Origin of the sequence: Pseudomonas svalbardensis (assembly GCF_030053115.1) — a bacterium.
In the GTDB taxonomy this organism is placed as follows: domain Bacteria; phylum Pseudomonadota; class Gammaproteobacteria; order Pseudomonadales; family Pseudomonadaceae; genus Aquipseudomonas; species Aquipseudomonas svalbardensis.
Genome location: NZ_CP125619.1, coordinates 4787257 through 4803063, shown reverse-complemented (window position 1 = coordinate 4803063; position 15807 = coordinate 4787257). Strand labels below are relative to the sequence as shown.

The window sequence follows — 15807 nt, the reverse complement described above, 5'->3', positions numbered from 1 at the left end:
CCTCGAAAAGCGACCTTTGGCTCGCTGATTAAGCCAATTTCATAAATGCCCAAAGCCCCTGAAATCACCGCTCTTGAGCGCCTTGACGAGGTATAGCCACATTTTGTAGGGGCTTGTTACTACCATCGTCGAATGGTTCTATAGGCCCGGCCCGGCTACAACTGGGTCATACAAAAACAACTATTCCACCGAGGTAACAAAGATGAGTGCGGCTTCTCTGTATCCCGTTCGTCCCGAGGTTGCGGCCAACACGCTGACTGATGAGGCGACCTACAAGGCCATGTACCAGCAGTCCGTCGTTAACCCGGACGGCTTCTGGCGCGAGCAAGCCAAGCGCCTCGACTGGATCAAGCCTTTCACCACGGTGAAACAGACTTCCTTCGACGATCACCATGTCGACATCAAATGGTTCGCCGACGGCACCCTGAACGTTTCCTACAACTGCCTCGACCGTCATCTGGCCGAGCGCGGCGATCAAATCGCGATCATTTGGGAAGGGGATGACCCTGCCGAAAGCCGCAACATCACTTACCGCGAGCTTCACGAACAAGTCTGCAAATTCGCCAACGCCCTGCGTGGCCAGGATGTGCACCGCGGCGACGTGGTGACTATCTATATGCCGATGATCCCCGAAGCCGTGGTCGCCATGCTGGCGTGTACCCGGATCGGCGCGATTCACTCGGTGGTGTTCGGTGGTTTCTCGCCGGAAGCCCTGGCTGGCCGGATCATCGACTGCAAATCCAAAGTGGTGATCACTGCTGATGAAGGCATTCGTGCCGGTAAGAAGATCCCGCTCAAGTCCAACGTCGACGACGCGCTGACCAACCCGGAAACCAGCAGCATTCAGAAAGTTATCGTGTGCAAGCGCACCGGTGGCGACATCAAGTGGAACCAGCATCGCGACATCTGGTACGAAGACCTGATGAAAGTGGCAGGCACTGTGTGCGCGCCGAAAGAAATGGGCGCGGAAGAAGCGCTGTTCATCCTTTATACCTCCGGTTCGACCGGTAAGCCGAAGGGCGTGCAACACACCACCGGCGGCTATCTGTTGTACGCGGCGATGACCCACGAGCGCGTGTTCGACTACCGTCCGGGCGAAGTCTACTGGTGCACCGCCGACGTCGGTTGGGTCACTGGCCACACCTATATTGTCTATGGCCCGCTAGCCAATGGCGCGACCACCTTGCTGTTCGAAGGCGTACCGAACTACCCGGACATCACCCGTGTGGCGAAAATCGTCGACAAGCATAAGGTCAACATTCTCTACACCGCCCCCACCGCTATCCGCGCGATGATGGCGTCGGGTAAGGCTGCCGTTGAAGGCGCCGATGGCAGCAGCCTGCGTCTGTTGGGTTCGGTCGGTGAGCCGATCAACCCGGAAGCGTGGGATTGGTACTACAAGAACGTCGGTCAATCCCGTTGCCCGATCGTCGACACTTGGTGGCAGACCGAAACCGGCGCGACCCTGATGAGCCCGCTGCCGGGTGCTCACGCGCTCAAGCCGGGTTCTGCTGCACGACCATTCTTCGGCGTGGTACCCGCGTTGGTGGATAACCTGGGTAACATCATCGAAGGCGTCGCCGAGGGCAACCTGGTGATTCTCGATTCGTGGCCAGGCCAGGCGCGCACGCTGTATGGCGACCATGACCGCTTCGTCGATACCTACTTCAAGACGTTCCGCGGCATGTACTTCACCGGTGACGGTGCGCGTCGTGACGAAGACGGTTACTACTGGATCACCGGTCGCGTGGATGACGTGCTCAACGTGTCCGGCCACCGCATGGGCACCGCCGAGATCGAAAGCGCGATGGTCGCCCACCCGAAAGTCGCCGAAGCGGCCGTGGTCGGTGTGCCGCATGACATCAAAGGGCAGGGCATCTATGTCTACGTCACTCTGATCGGTGGCGAAGAGCCGAGCGAGCAACTGCGACTTGAGCTGAAAAACTGGGTCCGTAAAGAGATCGGCCCGATTGCCTCACCGGATGTCATCCAGTGGGCGCCGGGCCTGCCGAAAACCCGTTCGGGCAAAATCATGCGCCGTATTCTGCGCAAGATTGCTACGGCCGAATACGATGGGCTGGGGGATATCTCGACCCTGGCGGATCCGGGTGTGGTGCAGCATTTGATTGATACGCACAAGACCATGAACGTCGCCTAACCCGCCGCTCCTGAGTCATCGAAGCCCCGCCGGCATTGCGCCGAGCGGGGCTTTTTACTGCCTGATGTTTTTGTGTCGGCAGACCGGGCCTCTTCGCGAGCAAGCCCGCTCCCACATTGAATCTGAGTCGGTCACAAATTCAGTGTTCACTGGAGATCAAATGTGGGCGGGCTTGCTCGCGAAGGCGTCCTGTCAGACACCACATCAACAACGGCCAATAATTATCGGCTTCACCTGTAGGTGATTTCCCACTGTTACCCGCCACTATTCAAGTTACTGAATGTGTAACCGCGCGCACGGATGCGGGGCATTGGGAAACGCAAAGCCCCATCATCGGGCTTCTCCAGCCCCCATAAAAAATAAGACACAACGCTGCGCTTGCCGGATTAGAAGGGTTTGCCAATAATAGGCCCGCAATTTGCAGTATAAATCGGTTCACTGTCTTTTGCTCTTGCATGAATTTGCAAGGCTGTCAACGCGCCCAAGCGGCTTTCTCGGTGCTTCTGTAATTAGTTGTCGCATTGAAGAAATATCGGCTTCGGGCCTGTCGTTAGAATGCCGATCACTTGCTCGTTGTTGCTCGCGCTGAAAAAAGCGCGCGATTCCTACAACGCAGCACCGCTTTGCGGTTCCACTCATTCGCATATTGGGCTGTCGCTCACTCTGCCGTTTTAGCCCTTTACCGATGGAGTCCCAAGATGAAGAAACTCGTGCTGCTTGGCGCCCTGGCACTGTCCGTGCTGTCCCTGACGACTTTCGCCGATGAAAAGCCTCTGAAAATTGGTATCGAAGCGGCTTACCCTCCGTTCGCTTCCAAAGCGCCGGACGGCAGCATCGTTGGTTTCGACTACGACATCGGCAACGCTCTGTGCGAAGAGTTGAAGGTCAAGTGCGTTTGGGTCGAGCAAGAGTTCGACGGTCTGATCCCGGCACTCAAAGTGCGCAAGATCGACGCGATCCTGTCGTCCATGTCGATCACTGAAGACCGCAAGAAGTCCGTGGACTTCACCAACAAGTATTACAACACTCCGGCTCGCCTGGTCATGAAGGCCGGCACTCCAGTCAGCGACAGCCTGGCTGAGCTCAAGGGCAAGAACATCGGCGTGCAACGTGGTTCGATCCACGAGCGTTTCGCCCGCGAAGTTCTGGCTCCGCTGGGTGCCGAGATCAAGCCTTACGGTTCGCAAAACGAAATTTACCTCGACGTCGCCGCTGGCCGCCTCGACGGCACCGTGGCAGACGCTACGCTGCTGGATGACGGTTTCCTGAAAACCGACGCTGGCAAAGGTTTCGCCTTCGTTGGCCCGGCCTTCACCGACGTCAAATACTTCGGCGACGGCGTGGGTATCGCGGTTCGCAAGGGTGACGCGCTGAAAGACAAGATCAACACCGCGATCACCGCCATTCGCGAGAACGGCAAGTACAAGCAAATCCAGGACAAATACTTCGCCTTCGATATCTACGGCAAGTAACACGTCCCGGCGACAAGTCTGAAATGGCGCAAGCAACAGAATCTCTGAGGTTTGCGCCATTTTTTCATCCTAACTTTCGAGGACCTGAATCATGTTGAAAGGCTACGGGGCTGTCATCCTCGATGGCGCATGGCTGACGCTTCAGCTCGCCTTGTCGTCCATGGTCTTGGCCGTTGTTCTGGGTCTGATCGGCGTTGCGCTGCGTCTGTCCCCGATTCGCTGGCTGGCCTGGCTGGGCGACCTGTATTCCACGGTGATCCGCGGTATTCCCGATCTGGTGCTGATCCTGCTGATTTTCTACGGTGGTCAGGACCTGCTCAACCGCGTCGCGCCGATGCTCGGTTTTGACGACTACATCGACCTGAACCCGTTGGCCGCCGGTATCGGCACCCTGGGCTTCATCTTCGGTGCGTACCTGTCGGAAACCTTCCGTGGTGCCTTCATGGCGATCCCGAAGGGTCAGGCAGAAGCTGGCATGGCGTACGGTATGAGCAGTTTTCAGGTGTTCTTCCGGGTGTTGGTGCCGCAAATGATTCGCCTGGCAATTCCGGGTTTCACCAACAACTGGCTGGTCCTGACCAAGGCCACCGCGCTGATTTCGGTGGTAGGTCTGCAAGACATGATGTTCAAGGCCAAGCAGGCGGCAGATGCCACCCGCGAGCCTTTCACCTTCTTCCTCGCAGTGGCGGCGATGTACCTGGTAATCACCAGTGTCTCGTTGCTGGCATTGCGTCACCTTGAGAAGCGCTACTCGGTAGGCGTAAGGGCGGCTGATCTATGATCTTCGACTACAACGTCATTTGGGAGGCCCTGCCGCTGTACTTCGGCGGCCTGGTGACCACCCTGAAATTGCTCGCGCTGTCGCTGTTTTTCGGCCTGCTGGCGGCCTTGCCGCTGGGGCTGATGCGCGTCTCGAAGAATGCCGTCGTCAACATGTCGGCCTGGCTGTTCACCTACGTGATCCGCGGCACGCCGATGCTGGTGCAGCTGTTTTTGATCTACTACGGTTTGGCGCAGTTCGAAGCCGTACGTGAAAGCTTCCTCTGGCCGTGGCTGTCCAGCGCCACGTTCTGTGCTTGCCTGGCGTTCGCGATCAACACTAGTGCCTACACCGCTGAAATCATCGCCGGCAGCCTGCGGGCCACGCCGAATGGTGAGATCGAAGCGGCCAAGGCGATGGGCATGTCGCGCTACAAAATGTACAAGCGGATCCTGCTGCCGTCGGCCCTGCGCCGGGCGCTGCCGCAGTACAGCAACGAAGTGATCATGATGCTGCAGACCACCAGTCTGGCGTCCATCGTGACCTTGATCGACATCACCGGTGCCGCGCGCACGGTCAACGCTCAGTTCTACTTGCCGTTCGAGGCATACATCACGGCGGGTGTGTTCTACCTGTGCCTGACCTTCATTCTGGTGAAGCTGTTCAAACTGGCCGAGCGCCGCTGGCTGGGCTATCTGGCCCCGCGGAAGCACTGATATGGAACGCATCGATCATGCATTGCCGTGGAACCACCTGGGTAGCGAACGCCAGATTTCGGTGTTCTGTTTCGGTAATGGGGAGCGCAGTGGCGGGCGCAAGGCCTACATTCAGGCCAGCCTGCACGCCGATGAATTGCCGGGCATGCGTACGGCTTGGGAGCTGAAAAAGCGCCTGACCGAACTTGAAGCTCAAGGCTTGCTCAACGGTGTGATCGAACTGGTGCCGGTGGCCAATCCACTTGGCCTCGGCCAACTGCTTCAGGGCAATCATCAAGGGCGTTTTGAGGCGGGCAGCGGCAAGAACTTCAACCGGGATTTCGTCGAGCTGAGCGCGCCAGTGGCCGCCGAGCTGGAAGGGCACCTGGGCGATGATCCGCACGCCAATATTCAGCTGATCCGTCAGGCCATGAGCGATGTGCTGGCCGCATTGCCGCCAGCCGCTAGTCAGTTGCAAGGCATGCAACGCATTTTGCTCAGCCATGCCTGCACCGCTGACGTGGTGCTGGATCTGCATTGCGATGCCGAAGCGGCGCTGCACATGTACGCCTTGCCGCAACACTGGCCGCAATGGCGTTCGTTGGCCGCGCACCTGGACGTGAAGGTGGGTTTGTTGGCGGAAGATTCCGGCGGCAGCTCCTTTGACGAAGCCTGTTCGCTGCCGTGGTTGCGTCTGTCGCGTCTGTTTCCTGATGCGCAGATTCCCCTGGCCTGCCTGGCGACTACCATTGAATTAGGTGGTCAGGCCGATACCTGTCGCGCTGAAGCCTGCGCTTACGCTGAAGGCATTCTGGCGTTTCTGGCCGAACAAGGCCTGATCAGCGGCGAATGGCCAAAACCTGCGCAAGACGCTTGCGAAGGCATGCCGTTCGAAGGCACTGAATTACTGTTCGCGCCACACCCTGGCGTGATCAGTTTCTTGCGTAAACCCGGTGAGTGGATTGAAGCCGGCGATGAGATTTTCGAAGTGATCGATCCGTTATCGGATCGGGTCAGCACGGTGTGTGCTGGTACGTCCGGGGTGCTGTTTGCCATTGAACGGCTGCGTTATGCCCAACCCGGTTTCTGGCTGGCCAAGGTGGCGGGGCGCGAAGCGCTGCGTCACGGGCGCTTGCTCAACGACTGACTGACTGTTTTTGTGAGAACCGACCGCATGTACAAACTTGAAGTCCAAGACCTGCATAAACGCTATGGCAGTCACGAAGTGCTCAAGGGCGTGTCCCTGAAAGCGGCGGCTGGCGATGTGATCAGCATCATCGGCTCCAGTGGCTCCGGCAAAAGTACCTTCCTGCGCTGCATCAACCTGCTGGAGCAGCCGCACGCGGGCAAGATTCTGCTCAACAACGAAGAGCTGAAACTGGTCGCCAACAAGGACGGCGCGCTGAAAGCCGCCGACCCGAAACAGCTGCAACGCATGCGTTCGCGCCTGTCGATGGTGTTCCAGCATTTCAACCTGTGGTCGCACATGACCGCGCTGGAAAACATCATGGAAGCGCCGGTCCACGTGCTCGGCATGTCCAAGGCCGAAGCCCGCGAGAAGGCCGAGCACTACCTGAACAAGGTCGGTGTCGCCCATCGCAAAGACGCTTACCCGGGTCACATGTCCGGCGGCGAGCAGCAGCGTGTGGCGATTGCCCGTGCGCTGGCGATGGAGCCTGAGGTGATGTTGTTCGACGAACCGACGTCAGCGCTCGACCCGGAACTGGTCGGCGACGTGCTGAAAGTCATGCAGGCCCTGGCGCTGGAAGGCCGGACCATGGTGGTGGTGACGCACGAAATGGGCTTCGCCCGTGAAGTGTCGAACCAGCTGGTGTTCCTGCACAAAGGTGTCGTCGAAGAAAGCGGCAACCCGCGTGAGGTGCTGGTCAATCCACAGTCCGAACGTTTGCAACAATTCCTCTCGGGCAGCCTCAAGTAATCGCTCCCGTTACGCACCAAATTAGGTCATGCTGCGCACCGCGCGCCAGATGGTCTAATTTGGTTGCAGCCGCTTTCGGCTTCTAACAGTGTTTTCGTTTCGGATTGCCCGCCATGACTGCCCATCGAATTGGTTTCCTGATTTGGCCCAGCACTAAAGCACTGACGCTTGCGCTGGCTGAGGAGGCCTTGCGTGTTGCCCAGCGTGTGCATCCGGACGTTGTCTACGAACTGTCGTTTTTGCAGGCCGAACCGCCGACCGAAGGCGCCTGGCAATTGCCGGGTGAGCCGTGGGCCGGGAAGCTCGAAAACTTCCAGAAATTGTTTCTGCTCGCCGATGAGCCACCGACCTCACTCGCGCCGGCACTCAGCAGTGCGCTGAAACAACTGGTGCGTGCTGGCTGTGTGATTGGCGGTTTGTCCGCCGGTGTTTACCCGCTGGCCCAACTGGGTTTGCTCGACGGTTATCGCGCTGCCGTGCATTGGCGCTGGCAGGACGATTTCACCGAACGTTTCCCGAAAGTCATCGCCACCAGTCATCTGTTCGACTGGGATCGCGATCGTCTGACCGCGTGCGGCGGCCTGTCGGTACTCGACTTGTTGCTGGCCGTGCTGGCCCGTGATCACGGCGCAGAACTGGCTGGTGCGGTGTCGGAAGAATTGGTGGTGGAGCGCATCCGCGAGGGTGGCGAGCGTCAGCGCATTCCGCTGCAGAACCGTCTCGGTTCCAGCCATCCGAAGCTCACCCAAGCGGTGTTGCTGATGGAAGCCAACATCGAAGAGCCGCTGACCACCGACGAAATCGCCCAGCATGTGTGCGTGTCCCGTCGGCAGCTGGAGCGGATCTTCAAGCAATACCTCAACCGTGTGCCGAGCCAGTACTACCTGGAACTGCGCCTGAACAAGGCCCGGCAGATGTTGATGCAAACCAGCAAGTCGATCATCCAGATCGGCCTGTCGTGTGGCTTCTCCTCGGGGCCGCATTTCTCCAGCGCCTACCGCAACTTCTTCGGTGCCACGCCGCGGGAAGATCGCAACCAGCGGCGCAGCAGCAGTCCGTTCGAATTGTCGTCGGTGCCCTCGGAGCGTGGGTGACAGAGCAACCACGCCACCTGCTGAAGGCTGATTTACTCCTCCATGTCGGAGCCTTCAGAAGTCGAGATATCCATCTCTCCTCGATTGATCAACTCGTCCACGCCAAAGTCCATGCCCGTCCGTTCGAAGTAACCGATCAGTCGTAGCAGGCTCTCCCCGGAAAACCGATTATCTCGAAAACTGATGTTTTCAGCGATTTCCACCGGTAGTTCCAGCACGTCGCTGGGGACTTCGGTGATGGCGTTGCCACTGAGGTCGGCCCAGTCCAGCTCTGTCATTTGCAGCAGGCCGTGCGGTATTTCGGTGATACCGGTGTCATTCAGCAGTACGGTAGCGAGCTCCATCATCTGACTCAGGTCAGGCGTTTGCCCCAGGGGGTTGTGGGCCAGATCGAGATAATCGAGCTGTTCCATTCCCGCCAGCGCACTTGCCGATTCCGCTGACAGTCTGACGCGGCATTCAGGGAGCGACAGCGACCGCAGTTGACCCATCTTGAACACAGCATCGGGAATGTTGCCCAGATTACAGTCGCGCAGTCTGAGGCTTTTGAGGTTGGGGAAAGACTCCAGAAAACGCCCGGCGCGGGTCACTCCGTCGGCGCTGCGTAACTCCAGCGATGTCACATGACTGAAGTCGGCGTTCAGGGTAGGCAGGTCGTCGTTGGTGTGGGATTCGAAAACGAGTTCATAGGTGGGCTCCAGCGCCTCATTGAAATCATCCTGTTCGCTTTCATGCCGCCAGCACTGCTCCAGTGTCTGTTTGAACTGGTCGCGGTTCATGTGCTCGACAAGCTGTTGTTGGGCGGTGAACGGTTCGCCCGTCAACGGGTGTTGGGCCGGAAGGTCGGCTGTCCATACCGCCAGGTCGTTGCTCAGCTGTGCCAACTCCGCTTCAAGGTTTGTCAGCTCGATCCGGCCGTCTGCCAGTGTGCCTGCCAGTTCATAGACAAACTCGCTCGCCTGTTCGACCTCCAGGTTCGGGTACAGCGCCCTGACTCGGTTGATGTCCGCCTCTGGGGCATAGATACCCAAATCGTATGAGCTGTCGAAGTAGTGATGCTTGATCAGTTGTCGGGCGTTATCCGAAAGTGGGTTGTGCGTCAGGTGTATTGCGCGTTTGGTGTACACCGGGCTTTCGAATAATTGCGAAGGCAGCTCACTGATCCGGTTGTGTAGCAGCTTGGCGGTATCAAGTTTGGGGTGGCGAACTACGCTGTCGGGAATGTCGGTCAGGCCGGTACGACTCAGGTCCAGGTGAACAAGCTCAGGCATAGATTCGACACTGGGCACCATAGTGAACGGGTTCTGGTACAGATCCAGCATGACCAGCTTGTTCAATGAAGACAGTTTCGCCCAGTTGGCTGCATCGAACCTGATTCCGCAATCGCTTAACACCAGCGCATCAAGGTCCGTCATTCGAGGAATGGCCTCGGGGAGGGACGTCAGGGAAAAGCGTTTTAAATCGAGGCGGCGCAAGCTGGTGAAGCGCTGAAGAAACTCGGGAACACCCTGCACAGCATGACTCCCTTCAAGGGACAGCAATGACACATGGGGGAAATCGGCCGTCAGCGTCGGTAGATCGCCAAGAATCGGCTCGGCAAATCTGAGTGCGTAGCGCGGTGTGTCATCCGGGCCATCGAAGTCCCGCTCTGATTGTCGGCGCCAGCTGCGCTGGATTTCCTGGGCCAGCAGCCTGCGATTGTGTTGAGCAGCCTGTCGTTCCAATTCGTTCAAGGGGGCTCGGGTTTGCGGATGAACAGTGGGCGAGTCATTTATCCAGGTGTTCAGGTCCTGATGAAGTCGCGAGAGCTCGCTGGACAGGCGTGAGAGCTCCATGCGCGCGCCATCGGGATGCGTTTGTAACTGGAGAACAACAGACTGGAGTTCCTCCTCGGAAAGGCTGGGGTAAACCTCGCGAACACGGTCGTTGAGGGATGGCGTCGGGGAGGGGCTGCGCTGGTATCCATTTGAGCCGCCAGGCAAGCGCATGGTCGTCGGATCGTAGAACGGTTTTCGATTGGGATTTTTTGCGAACAGCTTGCGTAGTGCCGGTTGGTCCAGTGCATGTTCGGTGATGCGTAGTTTGAGTGTCTGAGCATCAGTGATCGATGGGCTCAATGCATTACGCTGTGCTTGCGGCAACGCTTGAAAGAGTCCCTGATAAAAATCACCGGGCACCGATTCGCTGTCTTGATAAACCTGGTAAGTGCCGTCTTCGGCGCGCACCAGTGTTTTCAGGATTGGCGCATCGGCCTGGCCAATGCTGTCGCGCACAAGTCCGTCATGGGTGTAATCCCTCACTTCAATACGCAGTTCGGCGGGAAAGCCGGGCAGCGAACTCAGGCTATGCAAGGCCAATCGGTGGGTGTTGGTGTTGTCCAAAACGTCGGCATAAAGGCCTTCACAGGCTCGGGTTGCGCGTACGGCCTCCATGGCTTTTAGTGCTGCTTCCTTGAGCCGTTGGGGCGCGCGACCGTTGTGCAGCTGGCGTAACTCGGTCCCGGTTGCATTGCTCACCAGCTCTTGCGCGACATCGGTCGGCAATCCATGCACGTCGTCGAGCAGCCGCTGGACCTGCACGTTGTCGGTTTTCTCCTGCGCGCGATAGCGTGTCTCGAACAGCGATTTTTGATGCTTCAGGGCAAGTTCGGCCGTTTGTTTTCTGAAGGCTTGTGTTTGGGTTTCCGGTGCCGGCATTGGCGTGTCGACAGGCCAATCGTCGTAGCTGGTCAGTAATTGATGTTGCAGGATCAGATCAGCCTTGCGATAGCGCTCGGGCTGGTCGCTGCCGATCTGTTCGATAAAAGTTTCAATGTCCCGGTTGATCCTGAAGCGCTTGATCGTGTCTGTCAGCAGCGAAGGCGGACGATAATGTTCGACATGCATTTCGCGCACTACGTTGTCGTGGTAACCGCTGACCCGCAGGATCTGTTCGCGCTCGGCGTTGGTGAACGACTCGACGCTATGGCCGAGGCGGCGCATGACCTTTTCCCGGTCCCAGTTCAGCGGTTGCTCCAGCTCTGTGTGCCAGGCGCCGTGGTTGTTATGCAGCAGAGGCGGCTGATAGGCATCAGTTCGTTTCGGATGCTCAATCTGAAATGTGCCTGGCACACGGTCGGGCTTCACGGCATACAGTTTTCCCTCCAATGGCAGCAGCGTCTTGCCCTCGTTTTGATAGAGACCGAGATGATCCGGTTTTACTCCTTCCGGCAAAATGAGTGCCTGTTCGTAAGGCTTGAGATTCGGCTTCCAGTAGCGGGTTTTTCCTTTGGGCGTTGTGACGGGTTTGAGTGGGTCGACAAGCGCAATAGCTTCACGAGAGAGCAGACGGCTGAGGGTTCGGGCTGCGATGGCGCCGCCCACCGCAAATGTTCCCACCTGAACCACCGTTTCGACGAACGTCATCAGATGCCTGAACGCTTCTGTTTTCAGCCCTTCAGCCAGGTCCACTATGCCTTCGAAGGTTTCGTCGAGTAACTGGTAGGCCATGTAGCCGAGCATCAATTCGCCGAGAAACGGGACGAAAGGCAGCGCAACGAACGTCGCGATTTCAAGGATTGTCGAGGCCACTTTGCTGAAGGCATTCCACAATACCCATCGCGCGTTGCTGTCGGCAGTGGCGGTGGAGACGGCGAGCGTGCTTGCATCGTTGAGGATCTTGTTCAGCTGTCGCTGATAGAGATGGTTCCACAGGTCCGCTCTGAACGGGATCGCCGAAAACCGCAAATCAGGCTTGTCGATGGGCGTTTCGCGCCAGCTCGGCAGTGGGTCGCCATGTCGGTGTTGATGCCAGGTCACGCGCTGGAGGCGACGATTGAGGTCAGCGAAAAAATGTCCTCTTTCCTTGTGGTCGACGAAGCGACTGAAGAACGTTTGATAAGCGGGCGAGCGCAGTTTGCGGGTCAGCTCGGCCATGAACGCCAATGTGTTCGGGTATTCCTTGAGAGGATGCTCTGGATCATCGGGAATGTAGGCAATGATCCGTGTTGCCGTGCGTGCGCGCTCCAGGCTCGCCGCGAAAATAACAATGCCGGTCAGCGAGGAGGACATCATTGTCAGGTCGTGACCCTGCAGCGGCTGCCCATCCAGTCGAGCACCCCAACGCCCTTCCAGAATGCGCTGGATCGAGAGATGGGCATCCGCTGAAATATCCTTTCGGACTTGCGCCATCTGCAGCGCAGATTTGAGTGCTGTTTTGTGCGAGCCGATCACCTTCGATTTCAACACCGCACCGGCCACCGGGTTGGACAGCCCCAGATTGTCTTTGAGGTAAGCGTTGTACCGGGCGCCGATATCCAGTTCCCGGCATAACCGGGCAAAGGCCGGGATGGTGAGCTTTTGCTTGACCGCTGGCAGCGTATCGAACTGCCCTGTGGGCGAAGGTTTGGTGATGAACGTCGAGGCTGACTCGTAAGCCCCTGCCGCTGTTTCCGATTCCTGAAAGTTATGCAGGGCGGCGTCGAGCATCGACACGGTCCAGGTGCGCGCGGCGCCAGTCTTGATTCCGAAAAGCGGCACGGTTTGAGGGATGTACAGGCGCAGGAAGGTGGTTTTGACGTCCAGATCCAGGTCAAACCGGGTTTTCAGGGCGTCGCTCAGCAGCGGTTCGGCAAAGGCTTGTGCGCTTCGCAGCTTCGACAGCATTGAGTCCAGACGATTTCGATGGGTCCAGTGTTCCTGACTGATCTTTTTCAGCGACTGGTGCTGCAGCGGTGTTGCGGTGCCATGCCAGTCCGGCGTCATAAGCGTGGCGTTCTTGAGAGCTCGGTGTGTACTGGACGATGCTTCTAATACCCAGACGGGCAGATTGTTGAACAGATGATGGTAGTGATCGTCCGGTTGCGTAGCGGATTGACTGCCTCCAGTAGTGGAAAGGCGATCGTTCTCGTATCGGCTCATGCGCTATTCCCTTAGCGTTTTGAATGAGCCGCCAGCAAAACAGACGATGATCGGTTCCGTGCGGTACATATTTACCGCACCGCTCGACAACCCTGCCTATAACCTGTGTCGGCAGTTTAAACTGCGCCTTTGCGACGCTATATGTCGCATTGCCGTAAACCCGGCTGAAACCGGGGTTTGCGCTATAAGAAGTTGTCGCTTGGCGGCAAGGCCGGGCTGAAAACTGTCCTTACAATCCTCACCAAGCTCGCCAGTTTCAGGCGAGTGTTCCTCATCAGGAGACTCCGATGTCCGTTGAGCACGCTGCGGTACAACGCGCCGATTTCGACCAGGTAATGGTTCCTAACTACGCGCCTGCCGCATTCATCCCTGTGCGTGGCGCCGGTTCCCGCGTCTGGGACCAGTCTGGCCGCGAGCTGATCGACTTCGCCGGCGGGATTGCCGTTAACGTATTGGGCCATGCGCACCCGGCGCTGGTCAGTGCCTTGACCGAGCAGGCGAACAAACTGTGGCACGTGTCCAACGTCTTCACCAATGAGCCGGCCTTGCGCCTGGCGCATAAGCTGATCGACGCTACGTTTGCCGATCGCGCGTTCTTCTGCAACTCCGGCGCCGAAGCCAACGAGGCCGCCTTCAAGCTGGCCCGTCGCGTCGGTTTCGATCGTTTCGGCAGCGAGAAGTACGAAATCATCGCCGCGCTCAACAGCTTCCACGGCCGTACCCTGTTCACCGTGAACGTCGGTGGTCAGTCGAAGTATTCCGATGGCTTCGGTCCGAAGATCACCGGCATCACCCACGTGCCGTTCAACGATCTGGCTGCGCTGAAAGCCGCCATCTCTGACAAGACTTGCGCTGTGGTCCTGGAACCAATCCAGGGCGAGAGCGGTGTGATCCCGGCCGAACTCGAGTACCTGCAAGGCGCCCGTGAACTGTGCACCGCGCACAACGCGCTGCTGATTTTCGACGAAGTGCAAACCGGCATGGGCCGCAGCGGCAAGCTGTTCGCCTACCAGCATTACGGCGTGACGCCGGACATCCTGACCAGCGCCAAGAGCCTGGGCGGTGGTTTCCCGATCGCCGCGATGCTGACCACTGAAGACCTGGCCAAACACCTGGTCGTCGGCACTCACGGCACCACCTACGGCGGTAATCCGCTGGCATGCGCTGTCGCTGAAGCTGTGATCGACGTGGTTAATACCCCTGAAGTGCTGGCCGGCGTCAACGCCAAGCACGACAAGTTCAAGGCTCGCCTGGAGCAGATCGGCGAGAAATACGGCCTGTTTACCCAGGTCCGTGGTATGGGCCTGTTGATCGGTTGCGTGCTGAACGATGCCTGGAAAGGCAAGGCCAAGGACATCTTCAACGCCGCTGAAAAAGAAGGCCTGATGATTCTGCAAGCCGGCCCGGACGTGGTTCGTTTCGCGCCAAGCCTGGTGGTTGAAGACGCCGATATCGATGCCGGTCTGGACCGTTTCGAGCGCGCCGCGGCGAAACTGACTCAAGCCTGATAGTTATTTCGACGCCTGACATTTCAGGCGTCGAACCCATTTTTATGCCGTACCCGCTCTCTGTACGAGCGAAGCTTGCTCGCGAATGGGTCGTGTCAGCCACCGTCATCAACGGCTGACACACCGCCTTCGCGAGCAAGCTTCGCTCCTACAAGGGTTCGGCTTATTTCCCCCAAAAGAGTTTTTCGAGAAAGGAGTGACACCATGCTGGTGATGCGCCCCGCGCAAATGGCTGATCTGGGCGAGGTACAGCGTCTGGCTGCGGACAGCCCGATTGGTGTCACTTCCTTGCCGGATGACGTTGAACGCCTGAGCGACAAGATCGCAGCAAGCGAAGCCTCGTTCGCCGCCGAAGTCAGCTTCAACGGTGAAGAGAGCTATTTCTTCGTCCTCGAAGACACCGCCACCGGCAAACTGGTGGGTTGCTCGGCCATTGTTGCGTCGGCCGGCTATTCCGAGCCGTTCTACAGCTTCCGTAATGAAACCTTTGTGCACGCCTCTCGCGAGCTGAAGATTCACAACAAGATCCACGTGCTCTCCCAGTGCCACGACCTGACCGGCAACAGTTTGCTGACCAGTTTCTACGTGCTGCCGGAGCTGGTGGGGTCGGCTTGGTCGGAACTCAACTCCCGGGGTCGCTTGCTGTTCGTGGCCAGCCATCCGGAGCGTTTCGCCGATTCTGTGGTGACCGAGATCGTCGGTTATAGCGATGAAAACGGTGATTCGCCGTTCTGGGATGCAATTGGCCGTAATTTCTTCGACCTCAACTACGCCGCTGCCGAGCGTCTGTGCGGTCTGAAGAGCCGGACGTTCCTGGCCGAGTTGATGCCGCATTACCCGATCTATGTGCCGTTGCTGCCGGACTCCGCTCAAGAGGCGATGGGTCAGGTGCACCCGCGCGCGCAGATCACCTTCGACATACTGATGCGCGAAGGCTTCGAGACCGATCACTACATCGACATTTTCGACGGCGGCCCGACCCTGCATGCCCGTGTCTCGGGGATCCGTTCGATCGCTCAGAGCCGTGTAGTCCCGGTGAAAATCGGCGAGCCGGTCAAAGGCGCCGGTCGTCAGTACCTGGTGGCCAACGCTCAGTTGCAGGATTACCGCGCCGTTTTGCTTGAGCTCGATTACGCGCCGGGCAAACCCGTGACCCTGGATCTTGAAGCGGCCGAAGCCTTGGGCGTAGGCGAAGGTGCCAGCGTGCGCCTGGTGGCGGTTTAACACCTGCTGCTACGCCTGGAAAGATTGCTTGGAAAGAATGCCTAAAAAGCAGCGAGTTT

The 15807-nt window shown here is 58.3% G+C and carries 10 protein-coding genes; 9 read left to right on the top strand and 1 reads right to left on the bottom strand.

The genetic code is table 11. The annotated features are described in order from the left end of the window. Positions 1 to 202 precede the first annotated feature (202 nt). From acs to argR, 7 genes are all read left to right on the top strand, one after another. On the top strand, positions 203 to 2158 hold the full coding sequence (gene acs / locus QFX16_RS22185) for an acetate--CoA ligase (RefSeq protein ID WP_283181349.1): 1956 nt from the start codon (positions 203 to 205) through the stop codon (positions 2156 to 2158). A gap of 698 nt (positions 2159 to 2856) precedes the next feature. Beyond that, positions 2857 to 3630 carry an ABC transporter substrate-binding protein gene (locus QFX16_RS22180; protein ID WP_283181348.1) on the top strand — a complete coding sequence of 258 codons (774 nt, stop codon included), beginning with the start codon at positions 2857 to 2859 and terminating at the stop codon, positions 3628 to 3630. Between the two features lie 91 nt (positions 3631 to 3721). Further along, entirely contained in the window at positions 3722 to 4411 is a 690-nt protein-coding gene (locus QFX16_RS22175) for an ABC transporter permease (protein ID WP_282375564.1), read from the top strand. Next, the gene (locus QFX16_RS22170) at positions 4408 to 5106 is read left to right on the top strand and encodes an ABC transporter permease (RefSeq protein ID WP_283181347.1); all 699 of its coding nucleotides are present in this window, start codon (positions 4408 to 4410) and stop codon (positions 5104 to 5106) included. Before QFX16_RS22175 ends, QFX16_RS22170 begins: the two co-directional genes overlap by 4 nt. A 1-nt stretch (position 5107) precedes the next feature. Continuing rightward, positions 5108 to 6232 carry a M14 family metallopeptidase gene (locus tag QFX16_RS22165; protein ID WP_283181346.1) on the top strand — a complete coding sequence of 375 codons (1125 nt, stop codon included), beginning with the start codon at positions 5108 to 5110 and terminating at the stop codon, positions 6230 to 6232. A gap of 27 nt (positions 6233 to 6259) precedes the next feature. Then, positions 6260 to 7024, top strand: a complete 765-nt coding sequence (locus tag QFX16_RS22160) for an ABC transporter ATP-binding protein (protein ID WP_008154324.1) — start codon at positions 6260 to 6262, stop codon at positions 7022 to 7024. Between the two features lie 113 nt (positions 7025 to 7137). Next, positions 7138 to 8118 carry a transcriptional regulator ArgR gene (gene argR / locus QFX16_RS22155; RefSeq protein WP_283181345.1) on the top strand — a complete coding sequence of 327 codons (981 nt, stop codon included), beginning with the start codon at positions 7138 to 7140 and terminating at the stop codon, positions 8116 to 8118. 32 nt (positions 8119 to 8150) lie between these two features. Here argR and QFX16_RS22150 read toward each other — a convergent pair whose 3' ends face one another. After that, positions 8151 to 13016 (bottom strand): dermonecrotic toxin domain-containing protein, encoded by a 4866-nt coding sequence (locus QFX16_RS22150; protein WP_283181344.1) that lies wholly within the window; start codon positions 13014 to 13016, stop codon positions 8151 to 8153. A 287-nt stretch (positions 13017 to 13303) separates the two neighbouring features. On the opposite strand from QFX16_RS22150, the gene QFX16_RS22145 reads away from it, so the two are divergent. Next, the gene (locus QFX16_RS22145; protein WP_282482680.1) at positions 13304 to 14524 is read left to right on the top strand and encodes an aspartate aminotransferase family protein; all 1221 of its coding nucleotides are present in this window, start codon (positions 13304 to 13306) and stop codon (positions 14522 to 14524) included. Positions 14525 to 14728: 204 nt separating this feature from the next. Continuing rightward, positions 14729 to 15748 carry an arginine/ornithine succinyltransferase subunit alpha gene (aruF, locus tag QFX16_RS22140; protein WP_008154316.1) on the top strand — a complete coding sequence of 340 codons (1020 nt, stop codon included), beginning with the start codon at positions 14729 to 14731 and terminating at the stop codon, positions 15746 to 15748. The last annotated feature ends 59 nt before the right edge of the window (positions 15749 to 15807 follow it).

Coding starts and splice junctions, on each gene's coding strand:
- acs (WP_283181349.1), top strand. CDS start 203: ATGAGTGCGGCTTCTCTGTATCCCGTTCGTCCCGAGGTTGCGGCCAAC.
- QFX16_RS22150 (WP_283181344.1), bottom strand. CDS start 13,016: ATGAGCCGATACGAGAACGATCGCCTTTCCACTACTGGAGGCAGTCAA.
- QFX16_RS22165 (WP_283181346.1), top strand. CDS start 5,108: ATGGAACGCATCGATCATGCATTGCCGTGGAACCACCTGGGTAGCGAA.
- aruF (WP_008154316.1), top strand. CDS start 14,729: ATGCTGGTGATGCGCCCCGCGCAAATGGCTGATCTGGGCGAGGTACAG.
- QFX16_RS22175 (WP_282375564.1), top strand. CDS start 3,722: ATGTTGAAAGGCTACGGGGCTGTCATCCTCGATGGCGCATGGCTGACG.
- QFX16_RS22160 (WP_008154324.1), top strand. CDS start 6,260: ATGTACAAACTTGAAGTCCAAGACCTGCATAAACGCTATGGCAGTCAC.
- QFX16_RS22180 (WP_283181348.1), top strand. CDS start 2,857: ATGAAGAAACTCGTGCTGCTTGGCGCCCTGGCACTGTCCGTGCTGTCC.
- argR (WP_283181345.1), top strand. CDS start 7,138: ATGACTGCCCATCGAATTGGTTTCCTGATTTGGCCCAGCACTAAAGCA.
- QFX16_RS22170 (WP_283181347.1), top strand. CDS start 4,408: ATGATCTTCGACTACAACGTCATTTGGGAGGCCCTGCCGCTGTACTTC.
- QFX16_RS22145 (WP_282482680.1), top strand. CDS start 13,304: ATGTCCGTTGAGCACGCTGCGGTACAACGCGCCGATTTCGACCAGGTA.